Annotated in this window: 17 protein-coding genes and 1 tRNA gene; 7 read left to right on the top strand and 11 right to left on the bottom strand. The window is 75.1% G+C overall.

Features of this window, described 5'->3' with window-relative positions; genetic code table 11:
- Positions 1 to 38 precede the first annotated feature (38 nt).
- Genes ACIP5M_RS13370 through ACIP5M_RS13350 form a run of 5 tightly spaced genes read right to left on the bottom strand, consistent with a single transcriptional unit; the run spans position 39 to position 5338 of the window.
- Entirely contained in the window at positions 39 to 938 is a 900-nt protein-coding gene (locus ACIP5M_RS13370) for an NAD-dependent epimerase/dehydratase family protein (RefSeq protein WP_401195916.1), read from the bottom strand.
- Entirely contained in the window at positions 935 to 2029 is a 1095-nt protein-coding gene (locus tag ACIP5M_RS13365; protein WP_401195913.1) for a cytochrome P450, read from the bottom strand. Before ACIP5M_RS13365 ends, ACIP5M_RS13370 begins: the two co-directional genes overlap by 4 nt.
- Positions 2026 to 3519 carry a class I adenylate-forming enzyme family protein gene (locus tag ACIP5M_RS13360; protein WP_401195911.1) on the bottom strand — a complete coding sequence of 498 codons (1494 nt, stop codon included), beginning with the start codon at positions 3517 to 3519 and terminating at the stop codon, positions 2026 to 2028. Before ACIP5M_RS13360 ends, ACIP5M_RS13365 begins: the two co-directional genes overlap by 4 nt.
- Complete coding sequence (locus ACIP5M_RS13355) at positions 3519 to 4319, bottom strand: glycosyltransferase (RefSeq protein WP_401195908.1); 801 nt, start codon at positions 4317 to 4319, stop codon at positions 3519 to 3521. The genes ACIP5M_RS13360 and ACIP5M_RS13355 overlap by 1 nt, the downstream gene beginning before the upstream one ends.
- Positions 4316 to 5338 carry a 3-oxoacyl-ACP synthase III family protein gene (locus tag ACIP5M_RS13350; protein ID WP_401195906.1) on the bottom strand — a complete coding sequence of 341 codons (1023 nt, stop codon included), beginning with the start codon at positions 5336 to 5338 and terminating at the stop codon, positions 4316 to 4318. The genes ACIP5M_RS13355 and ACIP5M_RS13350 overlap by 4 nt, the downstream gene beginning before the upstream one ends.
- A 294-nt stretch (positions 5339 to 5632) precedes the next feature.
- Here ACIP5M_RS13350 and ACIP5M_RS13345 point away from each other — a divergent pair, with 294 nt between their 5' ends.
- On the top strand, positions 5633 to 7693 hold the full coding sequence (locus tag ACIP5M_RS13345) for a phosphocholine-specific phospholipase C (RefSeq protein ID WP_401195904.1): 2061 nt from the start codon (positions 5633 to 5635) through the stop codon (positions 7691 to 7693).
- 149 nt (positions 7694 to 7842) lie between these two features.
- Positions 7843 to 8598, top strand: coding sequence for an alpha/beta fold hydrolase (locus ACIP5M_RS13340; RefSeq protein ID WP_401195901.1), 756 nt, complete (start codon positions 7843 to 7845; stop codon positions 8596 to 8598).
- A gap of 70 nt (positions 8599 to 8668) precedes the next feature.
- Here ACIP5M_RS13340 and ACIP5M_RS13335 read toward each other — a convergent pair.
- Together ACIP5M_RS13335 and ACIP5M_RS13330 are read right to left on the bottom strand one after the other, a co-directional pair.
- Positions 8669 to 8741, bottom strand: a tRNA-His gene (locus ACIP5M_RS13335).
- A gap of 74 nt (positions 8742 to 8815) precedes the next feature.
- Positions 8816 to 9553: a hypothetical protein gene (locus tag ACIP5M_RS13330; RefSeq protein WP_401195900.1), complete on the bottom strand. Its 738-nt coding sequence runs from the start codon at positions 9551 to 9553 to the stop codon at positions 8816 to 8818.
- Positions 9554 to 9767: 214 nt separating this feature from the next.
- On the opposite strand from ACIP5M_RS13330, the gene ACIP5M_RS13325 reads away from it, so the two are divergent.
- The gene (locus tag ACIP5M_RS13325; protein ID WP_401195897.1) at positions 9768 to 10613 is read left to right on the top strand and encodes a LysR family transcriptional regulator; all 846 of its coding nucleotides are present in this window, start codon (positions 9768 to 9770) and stop codon (positions 10611 to 10613) included.
- Entirely contained in the window at positions 10610 to 11758 is a 1149-nt protein-coding gene (locus ACIP5M_RS13320) for a M24 family metallopeptidase (protein WP_401195895.1), read from the top strand. Before ACIP5M_RS13325 ends, ACIP5M_RS13320 begins: the two co-directional genes overlap by 4 nt.
- Positions 11759 to 11765: 7 nt before the next feature.
- Here ACIP5M_RS13320 and treZ read toward each other — a convergent pair whose 3' ends face one another.
- Positions 11766 to 13514 carry a malto-oligosyltrehalose trehalohydrolase gene (gene treZ / locus ACIP5M_RS13315; RefSeq protein WP_401195893.1) on the bottom strand — a complete coding sequence of 583 codons (1749 nt, stop codon included), beginning with the start codon at positions 13512 to 13514 and terminating at the stop codon, positions 11766 to 11768.
- 110 nt (positions 13515 to 13624) lie between these two features.
- On the opposite strand from treZ, the gene ACIP5M_RS13310 reads away from it, so the two are divergent.
- The gene (locus tag ACIP5M_RS13310; RefSeq protein WP_401195890.1) at positions 13625 to 14188 is read left to right on the top strand and encodes an FHA domain-containing protein; all 564 of its coding nucleotides are present in this window, start codon (positions 13625 to 13627) and stop codon (positions 14186 to 14188) included.
- Positions 14189 to 14261: 73 nt separating this feature from the next.
- On the top strand, positions 14262 to 14786 hold the full coding sequence (locus ACIP5M_RS13305) for a GNAT family N-acetyltransferase (RefSeq protein ID WP_401195888.1): 525 nt from the start codon (positions 14262 to 14264) through the stop codon (positions 14784 to 14786).
- Here ACIP5M_RS13305 and ACIP5M_RS13300 read toward each other — a convergent pair.
- Together ACIP5M_RS13300 and lpdA are read right to left on the bottom strand one after the other, a co-directional pair.
- Positions 14765 to 16075 (bottom strand): M14 family zinc carboxypeptidase, encoded by a 1311-nt coding sequence (locus ACIP5M_RS13300; RefSeq protein WP_401195885.1) that lies wholly within the window; start codon positions 16073 to 16075, stop codon positions 14765 to 14767. The two genes, ACIP5M_RS13305 and ACIP5M_RS13300, sit on opposite strands and share 22 nt — an antisense overlap.
- A gap of 282 nt (positions 16076 to 16357) precedes the next feature.
- Entirely contained in the window at positions 16358 to 17773 is a 1416-nt protein-coding gene (lpdA, locus tag ACIP5M_RS13295; RefSeq protein WP_401195883.1) for a dihydrolipoyl dehydrogenase, read from the bottom strand.
- A gap of 83 nt (positions 17774 to 17856) precedes the next feature.
- On the opposite strand from lpdA, the gene ACIP5M_RS13290 reads away from it, so the two are divergent.
- Positions 17857 to 18729, top strand: a complete 873-nt coding sequence (locus tag ACIP5M_RS13290) for a LysR substrate-binding domain-containing protein (RefSeq protein WP_401195881.1) — start codon at positions 17857 to 17859, stop codon at positions 18727 to 18729.
- Here ACIP5M_RS13290 and treY read toward each other — a convergent pair.
- Entirely contained in the window at positions 18712 to 21027 is a 2316-nt protein-coding gene (gene treY, locus ACIP5M_RS13285) for a malto-oligosyltrehalose synthase (RefSeq protein WP_401195879.1), read from the bottom strand. The two genes, ACIP5M_RS13290 and treY, sit on opposite strands and share 18 nt — an antisense overlap.
- Positions 21028 to 21079: the final 52 nt, after the last annotated feature.

The following is a 21079-nucleotide window of genomic DNA, read 5'->3' as shown; positions in this document are numbered from 1 at the left end:
AACTCGTCCGGGACGCCGCCCGGTCCGCGGGGAGCTCCTCAGCGCCGGAGCGCGCCGAGGTGGTCCTCCAGGTTCCGGCGCGGGGTCCAGCCCTGTGAGCGGGCCCGGGTCAGGTCCAGCACCACCGGGTGGGCGAGCTGGTCCACCGCGTAGCGGCTGAGGGGCGGTTCGGCGGTGGGCAGGGTTTCCGCGAGGCGGGCCGCCGTGCGGGCCAGGGCGAGCGGGAGGTGGCGGATCCGGGCGCGGACGCCGTGGGCGCGCAGGACGGCGCCGACCGCCGCGTCGCGGGAGTACGGATCGGCGTCGGCCACGTTGTAGGCGCCCGGGGGCCAGCCGGCGGCCGCGAGGCAGGCGTCGGCGAGGTTCTCCACCGCCGTCAGGCTGAGCCGGACGTCCGGACCCGGCAGCAGCAGGGTCCCGGCCCGGACCCGGGACAGGAGCCGGGGGAGCAGCTGGGTGTCCCCGGGGCCGTAGACGGCCCGCGGCCGCAGCACCACCGCGCCGGCGGCCAGCGCCAGTGCCTCGCCCGCCGCCTTCGTGCGCCCGTAGGCGTTGAGGTGGCGGCCGCGCGGATGGTCCTCGCGGACCAGGCCGCGGTCCCGGTGCGGGTCGTAGACGCTGGCGCTGCTCACCCAGACCACCGGCCGCCCGCCCGCCGCCCGCAGGAGGCGTCGCGTGCCGTCGACGTTGACGGCGTGCATCAGCGTCTCGGCGGCGGAACGGGGGGCCGGATCGCCGACCGCCGCCGCGCAGTGCACCACCAGGTCCGTCCCCGACAGGTCCGGTTCGCCGAGCGCGGCGTCCCAGAAGCGGTGTTCGCCCAGGGGGCCGGGCCGCCGCCCCACGCACACCACCTCCGCCCCGCCGGCGGCGGCCGCCCGGGCCACGTGCCCGCCGCAGAAGCCGCTCGCCCCGGTCACGGCGATACGGATGCTCACGCGCGGGCCTCCACCGTCAGGGTGCGCCAGCCGGGCAGGGCCGCCCTCCGGTCCACCCGGGCCCGCGTCACGACCGGCCGGTACGGGGCCAGCGCCGCCAGTACGTCGGCCAGCTGGACGTGCGCCAGCCGGGCTCCGGGGCAGACGTGCGGCCCGGCGCCGAACACCAGCCGGGCGGTCGCCGCACCGGCCGGGCGATGGGCATCGGGGTCCCGCCGGTGCGCCCCGGCCGCGTGCCGGGCGACCAGCAGCAGCCGGTCGCCGCCGCGCACCGGGCAGCCGCCGACGGACCCGTCCGCGGCCGCGACCCGGGGCAGCAGCGGGGACGCCGCGGTGACCCGCAGCAGTTCGCCGGCGAGGGCCTGGCGCAGTTCCGGGTCGGCGGCCTGCTCCCACAGCCCGGCGTCCGCGCACCAGGCCACGGCCCGGGGCAGCGCGGCGACGGTGGTGTTGACGGCGGCGACCGCCAGCATCGCGGCCGGCCCCTCGTCGGCCGCTCCCAGCAGCCGGCGGAGCCGGTCGGCGGCCCGGACCGCCGCGGCCTGCGCGCGCGGGCGGCGCGGCCCGGGCAGGTGACTGCGTACGGAGGCGCTCGCGGCCTCGGCGGCGGCCGCCGAGACGACGAGCGGATCGGCGTCCGCTTCCAGGAGCGCGCAGACGACCGCCCCGGCCAGCTCCCGCGCGAGCCCGACGAGGTCCACCTCGCCACCGTGCGCGAGAGGCGCGAGGCGGCGTACGAGCAGCGGCTGCCACACCGCGCGCAGCCGCTCGACCCCGGCGGTGCCCAGCTGCCCGGCGAGGTCCCGCCGGCCGGCCCGGTGCCCGTCGCCCTCCTGGTCGAACAGCACACCTCCGCGGCCCGCCAGCGCGGTCCGCGCCGCGGCGCCCGTCGTACCGGCCGCCGTCCGGTCCAGCGGCAGCCGGATCAGCGCCTCCCGGTAGGCCTCCGCGTCGTGCACGAGCAGCGTCCGCCCGAACCGCCGTACGGGCCGCCCCCGGGTGGCGGCGAGCAGCCCGAACAGCACGGGATGGCTGCGCAGGTAGACCCGGCGGTCACGCCGCCGGGCCCGCGCGTGGGACAGGGGGGTCATCGGTGGGGTACCTCCGGGAGGACGGGGCCGAGGCGCCGCGCCGCCAGGGCGGCGGTGGCCGCCCGGTCCGGTTTGCGGGAGCGGCCCGACAGGGGGATCCGGGCGAAGAGGAGGGCGTCGGGGCGGGCCGTGCCCATGCGCCGCAGCGGGCCCGACAGGGCGGAGCGCAGGGCGGGTTCGGCCGCGCCGCGCTGCGGCTGGACCACGGCCACGAGCCGTTCGTCGCCGTCGCCGGCCGGGACCCCGACCAGGACGGCCAGCTCCACCCCCGGGATCTGGAGGGCCGGTTCGTACAGGCCCGGGTAGATGTTCTCCGCCCGCCGCAGGACCATGTCCTTGACCCTGCCCTCCAGGACGATCCGCCCCGCTCCGTCCAGCCGTGCCCGGTCGCCGGTACGGATCCACGCGTCGGGCTCCTCGCCGAGGTAGCGGTCCCGGGCCGCCGCTCCGGCCAGGAGCAGCTGTCCGTCCGCGTCGGGCTTGGCGAGGACCCCGGGCAGCGGGGCGCCGACCAGGTCCCCCGGACCCTCGAAGGCGGACTTCTCACGGGACTCGACCGCCGCCGCGGGGAACAGCTCGGTGAGCGCGTACACCCCCCAGGCCCGGTCCGCGCCCGCGCCCCGTACCCGCTCCAGCAGCTCCGCGCTCGCGGGGGCCGAGCCGGTCCACACCCGCCCGTGGAAGCGGGCCCGTACGGCCAGGGCGTCGCGCAGCTGCGGCGGGGTCAGATAGGTGTCCTGCGGCCGCAGACGGTCCAACTGCCGTGCCAGGGCCCGGGGTTCACGGGCGGGCAGGGCGACGGGCGCGCCGCGCGTGAGCGCGGGGACCAGAACGAAGAAGGTGCCGCCGAGCACCGGTTCCTCCCCGTGCGCGTCGAACAGCGAGCCGACGCTCGCCATGCCGGCGGCCAGGCTCGAGCGGGTGTGGACCACGGCCCGGGGCAGGGAGGTGGTCCCGGAGGTGAAGACGATCACCGCGTCGCCGTCGTGGTCGCCGAGGACGGGAACGCCGGTACGCGGCGCGGCCAGGTCCAGGGCGGGCGCACAGCCCGGCAGCCGCCGGCCGACCGTGGCGACCGGTCCCAGCCCGGCCAGGTCCGGCAGCGCCAGTCGGGCCCGCCGGGCCAGGGGGCGGGCCCATCCCGCCACCGCCTGCGCGGCCGCGTCGGCCAGGACCAGCGAGGGCCGGGCCAGCGCCAGCCGGGCCCGCAGTACGTCGGCTCCGGCGCCGGGGTCCAGCACGGCGCCGCGCAGCCCGAGCCGCCACAGCGCGAGCAGTACGGCGAGGGCGCGCGGTCCGGGGCGTACGGCGACGCCGACGGTGTCCCCGGCGCGCAGTCCGCGCGCGTGCAGTGCGGCGGCGAACGCGTCGGACTGCTCGGCGAGTTCGCCGCGGGTGGCGCGGACCCGCGGCGCGCCCGTCCGGGTGGCGGTGAGCACGGCGGGCCGTTCGGGCCGGCTGCGCAGCGCGTGGTCGAGGCGGTCGAGCATCAGCGGGGGTCCGTTCCGTGCGAGCCGCTGCCCTGGTCCAGGTACCAGCGGGCGGTGCCCGCGATCCCGTAGGCCCGCAGGCGCCGCGTGGAGTTCTCCACGACCATGTCCCGGCAGCGGGTGATCCGGTCGGTGTGGCGGCGTACGGCGTTGAGGAAGAGCCGGTCGGTCGGCGAGGGGCGCCGGGGCATGCCCCCGACGGCCAGGTACAGCTCGGCGGTGATGGCCATGTTGTTCCCGGCGTGCATGCGGTAGGGGGCCCGGAAGCCCCTGCGCCGCGCGTGCTCGGGCCGCAGTCTCCCGAAGAGCGCGGCGAGGGCCACGAGCAGGGCGAAGCCGGCCCGGCCGAGCGGCCCGTGCTCGTCGCGCCGCGCGGTGACCCGGCCGCACACCAGTCCGGGGCGGTCCGTGAGCGCGGCCCGGGCGGCGCGGGTCCAGCCGGGACGGGGCAGGCAGTCGGCATCGGTGCGGGCGAGCAGCGTCGCGCCGCGGCCGATCGCGTACCGGAAGCCGGTGTCCACGGCCGAGCCGACCCCCTTCTCCGGTTCCTCGATCACCTCCACCGGGAAGGGAGCGCCCGCGGCGAACTCCCGGGCGATCGCACCGGTGCGGTCGGCGGAGGCGTTGTCGACGACCAGCAGCGTGAAGTCCCGGTCCCGCTGCGCGGCCAGCGCCCGCAGGGTCTGCGCGAGGCGGGCCTCCTCCTCGTGCGCGGGCACGACCACCCACATCGAGGGACTCAGGGCCGCCCCGGCTGCCCCGGCTGCTCCGGCCGTCCCCGTCGCCCGCCGCGCGGTCACGACTTCTCCCAGACCATCGTCATGATGCTGATGCCGCCGCCCAGCCCGACGAACAACACCCGGTCCCCGGCGTCCAGTTCACCGAACACCCGGTCCAGCTGGACCCCGATGCCCGCGCTCGCCACATTGCCGAGCTCGGGCACGGTCACCACCAGCTTTCCCTCCGGCACCCCGGTCAGCTCCGCGAACCGCTCCAGGTACGGCACCGTCACCTGGTGCACCAGCACCTTGGCGAAGCCGTCCCAGTCCATCCCCGTCCGGTGCAGCGTCCGGTCGATGACGGCGGTGCCCACCTTCTCGAAGACGCCCCGCAGCTCGTGCCCGTCCCCGCGGAAGTACGTGTACGCATCCCCGCGCGGGTGGCGCGAACCGCCGCCGGGAATCCCCCCGACCTCCCAGTGCTCGGAGTGGGTCTCGCTGTCCACGTCGAGGATCCCGCCCCGCTCCACGGCCTCCACGACCACGGCCGCTCCGGCGTCGCCGAACGTGTAGCCGGCGAAGCCGCTGCGGAACTCCGCGAAGTCGGCGGGGTCGTACCGGACGGCCCGGCTCGGGGTCTCCCCGGTGACCACCAGGGCCCGCCGGGCCCGGCCGGCCAGGACCATCGACCGGGCGAGGTCGACCCCGTTGACGAAGCTGTTGCAGGCGTTGGTCACGTCCAGGGCGTGGGCCCGCGAGCCCAGCTCTGCCTGCACGATGTGCGCGGTGGCGGGCTCGACCAGGTCGCGGGAGGCCGAGGCGAACAGGAGCAGGTCGATGTCGAGCGGGCCGAGTCCGGCCGCGTCCAGTGCCCGCCGGGCGGCGCCCACCGCGAGCGTGGAGGCGTACACCCCCTCGCCCGCCACGCGGCGGGTGAGGATCCCGGTGGCCTGTCTCAGCAGCGTCGGCGGCATGGTGAGGCCGCTGCGCCGGGCCACCTCCCGCTGGAGGTCGTCGGAGGACAGGACCTCCTCGGGCAGCAGGGTGCCGACGGCGGTTATCCCGGCGCGAGGCCGGCGGTCACTTGGCTGAAAGGGCATGCCCACACGATGACAAGCCGCCATCTCCCGGTCCTGAGTACGGATGCTCAGATCGGCGCCGAGGCCGGATGAGTACCCCCGGTCACCAGTACCGATGTGAAGTGGAGTGGCTCCGGGGGCTGTTGCGCGCCGGACGGTTCGCCTACCGTCTTCGCCAGACGCGCGGGCCGGCAGAGAACGACCTTCCGTTCTCCGGCTGTACGGCCAGGTGTCGGACAAGGATCTCCGTCCGGTCCCCCGGGGCCGCTGTCCTTGGGGCGCCCCTCCCCCCTCACCCGCAGAGGTCGTCACGCCATGGCAGAACTCAATCGCCGCAGGTTCCTCCAGATAGCCGGCGGCACCGCCGCGATCGCGATGCTGAACGAGAGCATCGCGAGGGCCGCCGCCATCGAGGCGCAGGGCACCACCGGCACGATCCAGGACATCGAGCACATCGTGGTCCTCATGCAGGAGAACCGTTCCTTCGACCACTACTTCGGTGCGATGAAGGGGGTCCGCGGCTTCGGCGACCCGCGGCCCGTCCTCCAGGACAACGGGAAGTCCGTCTTCCACCAGTCCGACGGGACGAAGGACGTCCTCCCCTTCAACCCGCAGATCGCGGACCTCGGGATGCAGTTCCTGGAGGGACTGAACCACGACTGGGCAGGAGGCCACCAGGCGTACAACAACGGCAAGTACGACAAGTGGGTCCCGGCCAAGACGGCCACGACCATGTCGTACATGACCCGGAACGACATCCCGTTCCACTACGCCCTCGCCGACGCCTTCACCGTCTGCGACGCCTACCACTGCTCCTTCATCGGCGCCACCGACCCCAACCGCTACTACATGTGGACGGGCTACACGGGCAACGACGGCACCGGCGGCGGCCCCGTCCTCGGCAACCAGGAAGCCGGCTACGGCTGGAAGACCTACCCCGAGCGCCTGGAGGCGGCCGGCGTCTCCTGGAAGGTCTACCAGGACATCGGCGACGGCCTGAACGCGGCCGGTTCCTGGGGCTGGATCAGCGACGCCTTCCGCGGCAACTACGGCGACAACTCGCTGCTGTACTTCAACAGCTACCGCAACGCCCAGCCCGGCAGCTCCCTCTACGAGAAGGCCCGTACGGGCACCAACGTCAAGGCGGGCGACGGGTACTTCGACCGGCTGCGCGCCGACGTGGTGAACGGTACCCTGCCCCAGGTCTCCTACATCGCCGCCCCCGAGGCGTTCAGCGAGCACTCCAACTGGCCGACGAACTTCGGCGCCTGGTACATCTCGCAGGTCCTGGACGCGCTGACCGCGAACCCGGCGGTGTGGGCGAAGACCGCCCTGTTCCTCACCTACGACGAGAACGACGGCTTCTTCGACCACGTGGTCCCGCCGTACCCGCCCGCCTCCTCGGCCTGGGGCCTGTCCACGGCGAGCGTGACCGGCGACCTCTACAACGGGGGCGGCGGCTACGCGGCCGGCCCGTACGGGCTCGGCCCGCGCGTCCCGATGATCGTGGTCTCGCCCTGGAGCAAGGGCGGCTACGTCTGCTCCGAGACCTTCGACCACACGTCGCTGATCCGTTTCATGGAGAAGCGCTTCGGCGTGCAGGAGCCCAACATCTCGCCGTGGCGCCGCGCGGTCTGCGGTGACCTGACCTCGGCGTTCGACTTCACCCGGGCGGACGCCGTGCCGGCGGCCCTGCCCTCCACGGCGGCGTACGTCCCGCCGGACAAGGACCGCCACCCGTCCTACCACCCGACCCCGCCGGCCACGGGCACCCTGCCCAGGCAGGAGGCCGGGTCCAAGCCGACCCGCGCCCTGCGCTACAGCCCGTACGTGGACGGCAGGGCCACGGTGTCCACGGGCAAGTTCACCCTGACCTTCTCCTCCGGCCCGTCCCTGGGCGCCCACTTCCACAGCACCTCGGGCAACCGCACGGACGGCCCCTGGCCCTACACGGTCGAGGCGGGCAAGACCCTCTCGGACACCTGGTCCACGAGCAGCTCCACCGGCAACCAGATCAACCTGACGGTATGGGGCCCCAACGGCTTCCTGCGCACCTGGAAGGGCCCGGCGAAGAAGGCCGGCCCCGAGGTCACGGCCCGCCACGTGGACGCCACCGGCAACCTGGCCCTGACCCTGACCAACGCGGGCACGGCCGCGGTCAACCTCACGGTGACCAACGCCTACGACGGCGCGTCCCAGACCTTCAGGGTCCTGGCCGGCGGCACGGTCTCGCACACGGTCGACCTCCGTGCCACGGGCCGCTGGTACGACGTCAAGGTGGTCTCCGACACCGACACCACCTTCCTGCGCCGCTTCGCCGGCCACGTCGAGACGGGCGCCCCGGGCGTCTCCGACCCGGCGATCAAGACCGTCTGATCCGGCCCCGTACGGCCGTTGTTCCCACCGCCCGCGAGGCCGATGCTCCCGTCGGCCCCGCGGGCGCGGCCGTTGCCGGAGTGAGCGCGAGCGGGGTGGGAAGAAGGTACGGCGTCGGTTTTCTTCGACCCGTCACCGAGGGAGAGCCCATGGCCATCGCCCACCGCAGGATCGGCAGCGGTCCCGTCCGCGTCATCGTGCTGCACGACTGGTTCGGCACCTCCGCCAACTGGGGCTCCGTCCTGGACTACCTGGACCCGCACGGGTTCTCGTACGCCTTCCTCGACTACCGCGGCTACGGCGACCGCCGCGACGTCCCCGGCCGCTACACCCTCCACGAGATCGCCGAGGACGTCCTCGAACTGGCCGACGAACTCGGCTGGGACACCTTCTCCCTCATCGGCCACTCCATGGGCGGCAAGGCGGCCCAGCAGGTCCTGCTCCGCGCCCCCGGACGCGTCGAGAAGCTGATCGGGCTCACCCCGGTCCCGGCCGCGCCCTACGAGATGGACGACACGACCCACTCCCTCTTCTACGGCGCCGCCGACGACCCCGAGAAGCGCCGGATCATCCTCGACCTGGTCACCGGCAACCGCGCGAGCCGCCACTGGATCGAGCGCATGGTCACCCACTCCCTGTCGGTCTCCCGCCCCGAGGCCTTCGCGGGATACCTCGCCGACTGGCAGCCGCGCGACCTCTCCTCCGCCGTCAAGGGCAACACTGTCCCGGTCCTGGTCCTCGTCGGCGCGTACGACCAGGCGCTCACCGCCGATGTGATGCGCGCCACCTGGCAGGCCTGGTACCCGAACTGCCGGATCACCACCCTGCCGGGCGCGGGCCACTACCCGCCGCACGAGACACCGGTGGCCTTCGCCACCGAGGTGGAGGCGTTCCTGAGGGCCTGATCCTTGCGGGGCGGGGCATGAAAAAGCCCGTGGGGCGCGAGGAGGACCTCGCGCCCCACGGGACGGAAAGGGTGAGTGACGGGACTTGAACCCGCGGCCACCTGGACCACAACCAGGTGCTCTACCAACTGAGCTACACCCACCACGAAGGGCGGCGGACCACCCGTTCGATGTGCATGCACAGCATAGCCGATCAGCGGGGTGGTCCTGCGACGCGTTATCCCGCGGGGGCGGCCGCGGTGGCGTGGGCCACCGCGGCGGCGGCGAGGGCCCGGACGACGGGGTGCGGCTGCGTGCCGTCCCCGTGCAGCTCCGGCTGGAACAGCGTGGCCAGGAAGAAGGGGTGCCCGGGGAGCTCGACGATGCGCACCTGGCCGTCCTCGTCGTGCCCCGACAACCGCAGCCCGTGCGCGGCGAGCGTGGGCAGGTGCGTGGGGGCGGGCCCGTAATTGCAGTGGTAGTGCTCCATCGACCGCTCCGCGCCCAGCGCGGACTCGGCGAGCGAGCCGGGTTCGGCCCGTACGGGGCCCTGGTGTCCCACGAGGGAACAGGCGAGCGGGGCGATCAGCGGGTCGGCCGCCCCGGGGTCGTTCTCGGCGTGCGCGGCCTCCGCGAGCCCGCAGACGGTGCGGGCGTACTCCAGCAGCGCGTGCTGGAAGCCGCCGCAGGTGCCGAGGAAGGGGATCCCCTCCTCCCGGGCCACCCGGACGGCGGCCAGCGCGCCGGCCTCGCTGGCGTACGGGCTGCCGGGCAGCACCCACACGGCGTCGAATCGGGCGAACGTTCCGGCGGCGGCCTCGGCCTCCGCGTCGGCGGTGGGGATCCAGTAGGCGTCGAGGACGAGTCCGTCGCGGGAGGCGAGGGCGTCGAGGAGGACGGGGATCCGGGTGTGGGACTTCACGTGCGGGGAGCGGTCGCCGACGAGGGCGATCCGGGCGATGGGTGCGGTGTCCATGACGGACATCCTGGCCGCGGATCCCGGTTCAGCACCAACGATTGTTCGTGCACGCTCGATCAGCACCGCTTATCGGGCAAGCGCCGCTCCTGCAGCCCCGCCCGCGTTTGAGGGGCGGGGCCCGGGTCGGAGCCCCGGTCCTGAACCGCACCCACCCCCTCAGGGCGCACCGAGGACCCGTGGCCCCCCGCAGGGGCACGGCATGCTGGGGGCCATGGATCCGCATCTGCTCCGCACCTTCGTCGCCGTGGCCCGGCTCGGGTCCTTCTCCGGCGCCGCCCGGGAGCTCGGCTACACCCAGTCCGCCGTGTCCCAGCACATCGCCGCCCTCGAAGGCGACCTGCGGGCCGAGCTGCTCACGCGGCGCCCCGTGGCGCCGACGCCGGCCGGGGTGCGGCTGCTGGAGCACGCCCGGCCGCTGCTGCTGCGGCTCGACGCCGCGCGGGCCGACGTGCTGCGGCTGGCCGCCGCCCCGCCCGGGCGGGTCACGCTCGCCGCGTCCCCGCTCGCCGTCGGCCCCCGGCTGCTCGCCGCGCTGCCCACCACCGGGGTCACCCTGCGGGTGCTGCCCCCCGCCGAGGTCCCGGCCGCCGTCGCCACCGGAGCGTGTGACCTCGGTCTCGTCGACGGCCCGGCCGCGCCCAGCGATCCGCTGCGGCTGCCCGACGTGGCCCCGCTCACCGTGACCGGGGTGGGGGAGGAGTCGCTGGCGGTGCTGCTGCCCGCCGGGCACCCCTTCGCCGGGCGGGCCGCCGTCCGGCTGGACGACCTCGCCGATGCGCGCTGGCTGGACGCGCCCGGCGTGGGCCTGCCGCTCACCGGGGCCCGTACCGCCGCCCGCTACGAGGGCACCGACCTGCTGGCCCTCTGCGCCCTCGCCGCGGCCGGGCACGGACTCGTGCTGCTGCCCCGCCGTGTCGCCGAGGCGGCCGGCGCGGGGGTCGCCGTACCGCTGTCGGCACCCCGCCTGGTGCACCGTACGGAACTGCTCTCGGCCGGCGTTCCGACCGGCGCGGCCGCTGCGCTCGCCGCACGGCTCGCGGCAGGATCCCCCGTATGACTCCCGTGACGCCCGAGACGCTCCACACCGACCCCGCCCCCTTCACGGCCGCCGACTACGCCGCCCGGATGGCCGCCGCCGCGCGGACCGCCGCGGACGCGGGTCTGGCCGGGCTGCTGATCGCCCCCGGGCCCGATCTCGCGCACCTCACCGGCTACCGCCCCACCGCCGAGACGGAGCGGCTCACCCTGCTGGTCCTCGCCGCGGGCCAGGACCCGGTGCTCGTGGTCCCCGCCCTGGAGGCACCCGACGCCGCCAAGGCCCCGGGCGCCCCGGCGCTGACCCTGCGCGACTGGACCGACGGGAAGAACCCGTACGCCGTGACCGCCCCGCTGCTGGACGCCGCCGGGCGCTTCGGGGTGAGCGACAACACCTGGGCCCTGCATCTCCTCGGCCTCCAGCGCGAGGTGCCCACCAGCTCCTACGTGCCCCTCACCGACGCCCTGCCCATGCTGCGCGCCGTGAAGGACGAACGGGAGCTGGAGCGTCTCGCGGCCGCCGCCGCGGCCGCCGACGCCGCCTACGCCCAGGTCCTGCACCTTCCCTTCGCCGACCGCCGGGAGACGGACGTCGCCGCCGACCTGGCCGCGCTGCTGCGCGCCCACGGCCACTCCCAGGTCGACTTCACCGTCGTCGGCTCCGGCCCCAACGGAGCCAACCCGCACCACGAGGCGGGCGACCGCGTCATCCGCCACGGCGACATGGTGGTCCTCGACTTCGGCGGTCTGCGCTACGGCTACGGCTCCGACATCTCCCGTACCGTGCACGTCGGCGAGCCGACCGCCGAGGAGCAGCGGGTCCACGACATCGTCCGCGAAGCCCAGCAGGCCGGCGTGGCGGCGGTCCGCCCCGGCGTCTCCTGCCAGGAGGTGGACCGGGCGGCCCGCGCCGTGATCACCGAATTCGGCTACGGGGAGCGCTTCATCCACCGCACCGGCCACGGCATCGGCGTCACCACCCACGAGCCGCCGTACATGGTCGAGGGCGAGGAACAGCCCCTCCTCCCCGGCATGTGCTTCTCCGTGGAGCCCGGCGTCTACCTGCCCGGCCGGTTCGGCGTCCGCATCGAGGACATCGTGACCGTCACCGAGGACGGCGGCCTGCGCCTGAACAACGCCCCGCGCGAGCTGGCGATCGTCGAGTAGCGCGCGCTCACGGCCCCAGGACCGCCGCCGACTCGCCCGGTACGTCGATCCGCCCGTCCGGACCCGGATGGTGGAGCGGCTCCCAGGCGGCCAGCACCCGTACGCCGTTGCGCCCCAGCCCGATCGTCGCCGGCTCGGGCGAGAGGTTCACCACCACCCGCACGTCACCGCGCCGGAAGGTGATCCAGCGGTGCTCCTCGTCGTAGGCGACCCGGACCGCGGCCAGGTCCGGGTCGCGCAGGTCCGGATGCGCGCGGCGGAGCGCGACGAGGGTGCGGTACCAGGTCAGCAGCCGGGCGGGCCCGGGCTGTGCGGGCTCCGCCCAGTCCAGGCAGGAGCGGTCCCGGGTGGCCGGGTCCTGGGGGTCGGGGATCTCCTCCGCCTTCCAGCCGTGCGCCGCGAACTCGCGGCGCCGGCCGGTCCGTACGGCCTCGGCGAGTTCCGGGTCGGGATGATCCGTGAAGTACTGCCACGGTGTGGTCGCTCCCCACTCCTCGCCCATGAACAGCATCGGCACGAAGGGCCCGGTCAGCGCGAGCGTGGCCGCGCAGGCCAGCAGCCCGGGGGAGAGGGAGGCGGAGAGCCGGTCGCCCAGCGCCCGGTTGCCGATCTGGTCGTGGGTCTGGGTGTAGCCGAGGAATCGGTGCGCCGGGGTCCGGCGGCGGTCGACCGGGCGGCCGTGGGTGCGGCCCCGGAAGGAGGACCAGGTCCCGTCGTGGAAGAAGGCACGGGTCATGGTCTTGGCGAGGGCGGCGAGCGGAGCCTGCGCGAAATCGCCGTAGTACGCCTGGGATTCGCCGGTCAGCGCGCAGTGCAGAGCATGGTGGAAGTCGTCGTTCCACTGGGCGTGCAGGCCCAGACCGCCCTCGTCGCGCGTGGTGACGGTGCGCGGATCGCAGCGGTCCGACTCGGCGATGAGGAACAGCGGCCGACCGCTCTCCGCCGCCAACTCATCCACGGCTGCGGACAGTTCCTCGAGGTAGGTCAGCGCCCGCTCGTCGGCGAGCGCGTGCACGGCGTCGAGCCGCAGCCCGTCGACCCCGTAGTCGCGCAGCCAGGCGAGCGCGCTGCCGAGGAAGTAGGCGCGCACCTCGTCGGAGCCGGGCGCGTCCAGGTTCACCGCCGCGCCCCAGGGGGTGTGGTGGGTGTCGGTGAAGTACGGGCCGAAGGCGGGGAGGTGGTTGCCGGAGGGGCCGAGGTGGTTGTGGACCACGTCCAGCACCACGCCCAGACCGGCGGCGTGCGCGGCCTCCACGAAACGGGCGAGGCCGGCCGGACCGCCGTACGGCTCGTGCACCGCCCACGGCGCGACCCCGTCGTACCCCCAGCCGTGCCGGCCGGGGAAGGGACAGACCGGCATCAGCTCCACGTGCGTGACCCCGAGGCCGGCCAGGTGCCCGAGGCGGAGGGCGGCGGCGTCGAAGGTGCCCTCGGGGGTGAAGGTGCCGACGTGCAGCTCGTACAGGACCGCGTCCTGGAGCGGGGTGACGGACGTCGCGGCTCCCGGCGCGGGCAGCTCCGCGAAGTCGACCACCGCCGACGGCCCGTCGGGCCCGTCCGGCAGCCGCCGCCCGCGCGGGTCCGGGCGCACGGTGGCATCGCCGTCCAGCAGGAACCCGTAGCGGCTCCCGTCGGCGGCCGGGGCGCTCACGGTCCACCAGCCGTCCCGGTCCGGATCGCGTGCCATGTCGTACGTCGCGTCGTCGAGCCGCATCGCGACACGACCTGCCACAGGTGCCCAGACCTCGAACTGCACGGACGGTCCCCTCGTCTCCGGCGGTGTCCAGCATGCGTATCCTGCCCATCATTCCGGGCGCGGCGGGGGAGTTCTGGACACTCCGCCCCCGACGGGCCGACAATCACCCTGTGACGTCCAGTTTCGAGTTCCCCGCCTTCCCCGCGCCGCGGCTCTCCGACGCCGAGCGCGACCGGGCGCTGGGCCAGCTCAGGGAGGGCGCCGCCCTCGGGAAGCTGTCCCACGACACGTTCCTGCGCAGGATGGAACTCGCCCTGGTCGCACGCCGCTCCGAGGACCTCGCCGTCCTCACCGCCGACCTCCAGACACGGGAGGCCGCCGAAAGCCCGTGGACCCGTCGGCTGTTCGGCTGGGTGAGCCGGGCCTCCGCCGTCTCGGTGGGCGTCCGGCGGGCCTGGGCCGCCGAGCGGCTGCCGAAGCTGCTGCTGCCGCATCCGAGCGCGGCGTTCCTGCGCATCGGCCGCGATCCGGGCAACGGACTGCGGCTCAGCCACGAGACCGTGTCCCGGGCGCACGCGGAGCTGAGCCTGCGGGACGGGGTGTGGGTGCTCAAGGACCTCGGCTCCACCAACGGGACCACCGTGAACGGGCGCCGGGTGACGGGCTCCGCGGTGGTCCGGGACGGGGACCAGGTCGGCTTCGGGAAGATGATGTTCCGGCTGTCGGCGCACTGAGGGTTCCCCCTCTGGGGGTTCCGCCGGGGACCCGCCGGTTCGCCGGCGGGAACCACCGCGCAGGATGGCGTCCATGGAACGCACGGAACGCACGGGACGCGCGGAAGACACGGCAGAGACGGCAGACACGGCGGAGACGGCACGCACGGCGGTGGTGCGGCGCGCACGCGTCGGGGACCTGCCCCGGCTGGTCGAGCTCATGCACGAGCACATCGCGTACGAGAAGTCGGCCCCGCGACCGCCCGGCCTCGCCGGGCGGCTCGGGCCGCAGCTGTTCGCCGAGGACGCCCGGATGTGGGTGCTGCTCGCCGAGACCCCCGGCGGCGGGGTCGCCGGATACGCGGCGTGCTCGGCCGAGTTCGCCTTCTGGGACGCCCGGCACTACCTCCACATGGACTGCCTGTACCTGGCCGAGGAGGCCCGCGGCCACGGACTCGGCGCCGCCCTGATGGCCGGGGTGACGGACCTCGCCCGCGAACTCGGCCTCGTCCAGGTCCAGTGGCAGACCCCCGACTGGAACGAGGGAGCGGTCCGCTTCTACGACCGGCTCGGGGCCACCGGCCTGCCCAAGCGCCGCTACGGGCTGTCCGTGGACTGACGGTGCTGGGCCCGGAGGCGCTCGTACGTCGCCAGGACCGTGCGGGCCTGGTGTTCCACCTGGGTGGCCACCGGGACCCAGCGGGCCTGGAAACGTGCCGCGAACTCCTCGCACCACCCCGTGACCAGCCGGTCCAGCGCGGGCGCCGCCGGATGCCCCTGTCCGCGCAGGACGCGCAGGAGCATCGCGGCGGCGCGCAGCGACAGGCGCCGCGCGAAGGCGTCGATGCTGGCGATGTACGCGGAGGTGGCCTCGGCCGGGGCCCCGCCGCCGGCCCACTCGGCGGTGATCCGGGGGATCAGGGCGAGCGTCCAGTCCACCGCGCGCAGCAGGGCCGCCGCGGCCGGATCCCCGTACGTCTGCGGGCGGGGCCGGAACGCCTCCCGCACCCCGGCGACGAGAGCGGTGTCCGCGGCGAGCCGCCCGGCCAGCACGCGCAGCGCGCCGCGCGGGTCGGGGTGCGGGGCCGGGTCGTCCACCAGGTCGGAGGCCCACATGGGGACCTCGACGATGGCGGTGGTACCGGCGTACCGGTGGGCGTGGTACCAGGTACTGAGCCGCGTGTCCTCCGGGTGGAAGACCCCGGCGGCCTCGCTCCCCGGCTGCGGGATCACGAAGATGCCGGGCCCCGGGGAGGGCCAGCCGGCGGCGTCCGAGGCGCCGTTCTCCACCGGGATGCGCAGTTCGGCGGCCGATTTGCCGAAGGGCTCGGCGAGGCCGGGGACGTCCCGGGTGAGCTGCACCCAGGAACCGCCGAGGTCGGTGGCGTGGAGGGAGACCTGGAGGACGGGCCGCAGCTCGTCGATGAGGGCGGTCAGGGCCAGGGTCTCGGGCGGCAGCCGGTCCGGGGGCAGTAAAGAGGGCGCCCACTCCGGCTGTTCGGGGCCGGGCGGGCGGAAGAAGTTCCGGTGGTAGTCGAGCAGCGAGTACGGGCGGGGCGTGCGGTGCAGGTCCGCGCCGTCAGGATCGGCGCACAGGAGGAAGTGCCAGCCGCAGTCGGCGCGCGGGGCCGGGTCGTGGAGCACGCGCCGGGCGAGGGAGAGGGCGGTGGCACCGCCGACGGGCTCGTTGGCGTGCGCTCCGGCGACGACGAGGACGTTGTGCCGGGTGGCCGCGCCCCCGGCCGGGGCGACGGACAGCAGCCAGAGGGGTCGCCCGGCGCGGGAGGACCCGGCCTGGCGGAGGCGCGCCTCGGCGGGGTGTTCGTCCGCCAGGGCGCGGGCGGCCAGCGCGAGTTCGTGCGGGGTGGGGTAGCGCGTGTCACGGAGGAGGGTCACAAGGGATGCCATGCCCGCCGCGCGAGCCGCCTACTGCTGCCGGGCCCCCACACTTCCCGGCGGGGCCGGACCCACCGGGCGCCCTTGGCCGGCCGCGGCACAAACCCCGGGGCTCCGCCCCGTACCCCGCTCCTCAAACGCCGGAGGGGCTGATTTTGCCCCCGTCGGCTGTCGGGTGCCGCCCGGTGGGTTGTGATCCGCACCTGGAGGCCGGCGGGGGAAAGATCCAGCCTCGCCGGCGTTTGAGGCGCGGGGTCTGGGGCGGAGCCCCAGGGGGCCCCGCCCCGGGCGCCGTTACTGCTGGTGGAGGGCGCGGCCCGCCAGGGAGAGGAAGGCTTCGCCGACGGCCTCCGACAGCGTCGGGTGGGCATGGATGTGGCGGGCCACATCGCCAGGCTCCGCGTCCCAGCCCACGATCAGCTGACTCTCCGCGATCATCTCCGAGACGTGCGGCCCCACCAGATGCACCCCCAGCACCCGCCCGCCCCGCTCCGCGACCACCTTCACCGTGCCGCCCTGCCCGTGCACCATCCCCTTGGCCACGGCCGTCAGCGGCATCGTGTTCACCACGACGTCGTACGCCGCGTCCCGCGCCTGCGCCTCCGTCAGCCCGACGGCCGCCGTCTGCGGCGCCGAGTACGTCACCCGCGGCACCGCCGCGTAGTCCACCGGTACGGTCGCCACCCCCGCCAGGGTCTCCGCCACCAGCAGCCCCTCCGCGAAGGAGGCGTGGGCCAGCCCCAACGACGGCGGCGGCAGCAGGTCGCCCACCACGTGGATCCCCGGAACGGCGGTCTCCAGCCGGGACCAGTCGGCCGGCGCCACGAACCCCCGCTCGTCCGCGGCCAGCCCGGCCGCCGCCAGGTCCAGCCCGTCGGTCACCGGGACCCGGCCCACCGCCACGAGCAGCCGCTCCGCCGTGAGCTCCCGCAGCTCCCCGCGCGCGGTGCGCACGGTGGCCCGTACGATCCCGTCCTCCACGACGGCCCCCTCCAGCCGGGCCCCGGTCTGCACGTCGATCCCGCGTTTCCCCAGGCCCCGCGCCAGATGCCGGGACACGTCCGCGTCCTCCAGCGGAACCAGCCGGTCCGCGGCCTCGACCAGCGTCACCTCGGCGCCCATCGAGCGGTGGAAGGAGGCGTACTCCACCCCGATCGCCCCGCCCCCCAGCACCAGCACCGACGCCGGCAGTCCGGGGGCGAACAGCGCGTCGTCGCTGGTCACCACCGTGCTCCCGTCGGGCTCCAGTCCGGGCAGCGTCCGCGGCCGGGAGCCGGTGGCCAGCACGATCCCCCGGGTCGCGGTGAACTCCCGCCCGTCCTCGGTCCGGATGGACCGCGGCCCGGTCAGCCGCGCGCCGCTGCGCACCACGCGCACGCCGGCGTGCTTCAAGTGCCCCTCCACGCCCTTGTGGTTGCGGGAGACGATGTCGTCCCGCGTCGCGGTGAGGGCCGACCAGTCCACCGACTCCACGCTCGCCCGCACCCCCCACCGCTCGCGCGCCTCGGCCATGCCGTCCACCAGTTCGGCCGCGTGCAGCATCGCCTTGCTCGGGATGCACCCGCGGTGCAGGCAGGTCCCGCCGACCTTGTCCCGCTCGGCGAGCAGGACGGTCAGGCCCAGGGCCGAGGCGCGCAGGGCGGTGCCGTAGCCGCCCGTGCCCCCGCCGATCACGATCACATCCACGGTGCTGCTGTCTTCGTCGGTCATGTCCCCAGCCTGGCGCGGCGGTTACCCACCGTCCAAGGAAATGATCTTCTGGGCTCCATGCACGTTCTCTATGCTTCCCGGTCATGAGCCTGCGCCAGATGGAGTACTTCCTCGCCGTCGTGGAGGAGTCCTCCTTCACCCGGGCCGCCGACGCCCTCCACGTCACCCAGCCCGCCCTCTCCCACCAGGTCAAGGCGCTGGAGCGGTCCGTGGGCGGCGCACTGCTGGAGCGCATGCCGCGCGGGGTCCGGCTCACCCCCATGGGCCGTGCCTTCCTCCCGCACGCGCAGCTCGCCGTCCGCAGCGCCCGCCAGGCGGAGCGGGCCGCCCGCGCCGCCGCCGGTGTGGTCGGCGGCGAGCTGCACATCGCCACCGTCCACGCCGTGGCCGTCGGCATGCTGCCCGGCATCGCCGCCCGCTGGCGGGCCCTGCACCCGGGCGTCTCGCTGGTCGTGCGCGAGTACGGCTCCAACGAGGCCCTGGAGGAGCAGCTGGAACGCGGGGCCGCCGACCTCGCGGTGGGTCCGGAGCCCAAGGAGTGGCTGGGCCCGGTGCTCCGGGTGGGCCGCGAGGAGCTGGTCCTCGTGGTGCCCTTCGACGACCCCCTGGCCGGCCGCGGCGCCGTCCGCCTCGCCGAGCTCGCCGAACGAGACTGGATCCGCTGCGCGATGGAACCGCTGGTCGAGGGGCAGCCCGTCCTGGACTGGGCCTGTGGAGCGGTGGGTTTCACTCCGCGCACGGTGCTGCGCACGGAGCACACCTCGACGGCCGTGCGGATGGCGGCCGCCGGGGTGGGCGTCGTCGTGGCCCCGGCCCACATGGTCCGGGGCGCCGTCGGTGAGGACTGCGCGCTGCTCTCCCTCGATCCTCCGTGGCACCGGCCCCTGGCAGTCTTCTCGCGGGTCCCGCTGACCGGTGCGGCGGAGGCCTTCGCCGGGCTAGTCGCCGCGGAGTAGGACCCCCACGGGCCAGAGGGCCAGGAGGCGTGCCAGATCCGCCACGCCCTCGTACGAGGTCTCGTGCGAAGTCCCGTACGAGGGGCCGCCCGAGGTCCCGTACGGAGCCCCGTCCGCCGCCGGCAGCCCCGGCAGCGGGGCCCACTTGCCCGGCGGCAGGGGCAGGACGGTGCCGCGCCAGCCGCCCGCGCCGGCCAGCCGGTGCGAGAGCCGGGTCACCACCACCACGAGCCCGGGCGAGCGGGCGAAGGCCAGGCAGTGCTCGGCCGCCGGGCCCCGCGCGGCCAGCGGGACGTAGCCGTCGAACAGCTCGGGCCGGTCCCGGCGCAGTCGCAGGACGGCGGCCGTGAGCGCCAGTTTCTCCTGCCCCGGACCGCGCGGGACGTCCCCCGCGTCCAGCCCGGCCAGCGCCTCCGCCGGGAAGCGGGCCGGCCGCCGGTTGTCGGGATCGACCAGGGCCCGGTACTCCGTCTCGGCGCCCTGGTAGACCTCCGGGACGCCGGGCATCGCCAGGTGCAGCAGCGCCATGCCGAGCAGGTTCGCCCGGGCCGCCTCCGCGGCCTGCGGGGGCAGGTCCAGGGGGCGCGTGGCGTATCCGGGGACGGCGGCCTCGTACGCCTCGTCCGGGTCGGTCCAGCTGGTGTGCAGGGCGGCCTCGCGGACCGCCTTGAGCAGCGCCTCCGCCAGCCGGGGCACGGCCTGCGGGACCTCACCGAGGCCGAGCGCGGTCTGCCGGGCCGTCCACGCCAGCTGAGGGTCCGCGCCGGCGAGCCCGTCCATCAGCTCGGGCGCCTGGGACAGCACCGAGATCCGGGCCCGGACGTCCGCGCTGCGTTTGGTGTCGTGCGTGGACAGCACCGTCCCGGACCGGGGCCACTCCCGGGCCAGGTCGGCGCAGTACGCGTGGAACTCCTCGGCCGACACCGCCGGTTGCCCCGGGTCCCCGCCGACCTCGGTGGCCGACAGCAGCGGCCCGTACCGGTAGAAGGCCCGGTCCTCCAGGGACTTGGCGCGCAGCGCGGCCGAGGTCTGCGCGAAGCGGGCCGCGAAGGCCCGGTCCCGCAGCAGCAGTTCCCGTACGCCGGCCACCGCGGCCGGACCGGCCGCCGAGGCGGCCCGCCCCAGGGCCTGCGGCGCCGGCTCCGGCTCCTCCGGATACGGCCGGTAGACCGGATAGGCGACCAGCAACTCGCGGACGGCGGGGGCGAGTTCGGGACCCGCCTGCCGTTCCAGAGCGCCCAGTTCGGCGGCCAGGTCACCGGTCAGGACCTCCCGCGCACAGGCCGCCGCCGTGCGCTCCCACTCCGGGATCCCGGTGAACCGCGCGTACCGCCGGGACAGTTCCGCGACGCCCTCCGGGTCGGTGAACACCCCGTCCACCCGGTGCAGGGCGTCGTAGCCGGTGGTTCCCGCCACCGGCCACGCGGGCGACAGCCGCTCCTGGCGGCCCAGGATCTTCTCCACCACCACCCAGCAGTGCGGTCCCGCCGCGGCCCGCAGCCGCCGCAGGTACTGCCCGGGATCCGCCAGACCGTCCACGTGGTCGATCCGCAGACCCTCGACAACCCCGTCCCGGACCAGCTCCAGCACCTTCGCGTGGGTGGCCGTGAACACCTCCGGGTCCTCCACGCGGACCCCGATCAGATCCGAAATGGTGAAGAAGCGGCGGTAGTTGAGGGCGGTGCGGGCCTCCCGCCACCAGGCCGGCCGGTACCACTGCGCGGCCAGCAGCGCGGGCAGTTCCAGCCCGGCCGTGCCCTCGCGCAGCGGGAACTCCTGCTCCCCGTAGCGCAGCACCTCCCCGTCGGCCTCCAGGGCGCAGGTCTCCGGCGGGCCGGCGAGCACGGGCAGCAGGACCTGTCCGCCGCCCGCCTCCCAGTCGATGTCGAACCAGCGCGCGAAGGGAGAGTCCGGCCCCTCCCGCAGGACCTCCCACAGGGGTCGGTTCAGGCGCAGCGGTGTCGGCACCGCCATGTGGTTCGGCACGATGTCCAGCACCAGGCCGAGCCCGTGGGCCCGGGCGGTCGCGCCCAGTGCCCGCAGACCCGGCTCGCCGCCGAGCTCGGCTCGTACGACGGTGTGATCGGTGACGTCGTAGCCGTGCGCCGAACCGGGCGCCGCCTCCAGTACCGGTGACAGGTGCAGGTGTGACACGCCGAGCGAGGCGAGGTACGGGACGGCCGCCTCGGCCGCCGCGAAGGGGAACTCCGGGCGCAGCTGGAGGCGGTAGGTCGACGCCGGAGTGACGGGTTTCGGAACGTCGGATTCCGATTGAATGCTTGACTGAGGCTGGCTCATGAGAACGTACGTACCCAGCCTGCCGGATTCCGTGCCATTACCCCATGCATCC

Source organism: Streptomyces sp. NPDC088762 (assembly GCF_044750905.1).
In the GTDB taxonomy this organism is placed as follows: Bacteria; Actinomycetota; Actinomycetes; order Streptomycetales; family Streptomycetaceae; genus Streptomyces.
The sequence above is the reverse complement of the archived record's forward strand: the minus strand, read 5'-3'. Positions and strand labels throughout refer to the sequence as shown.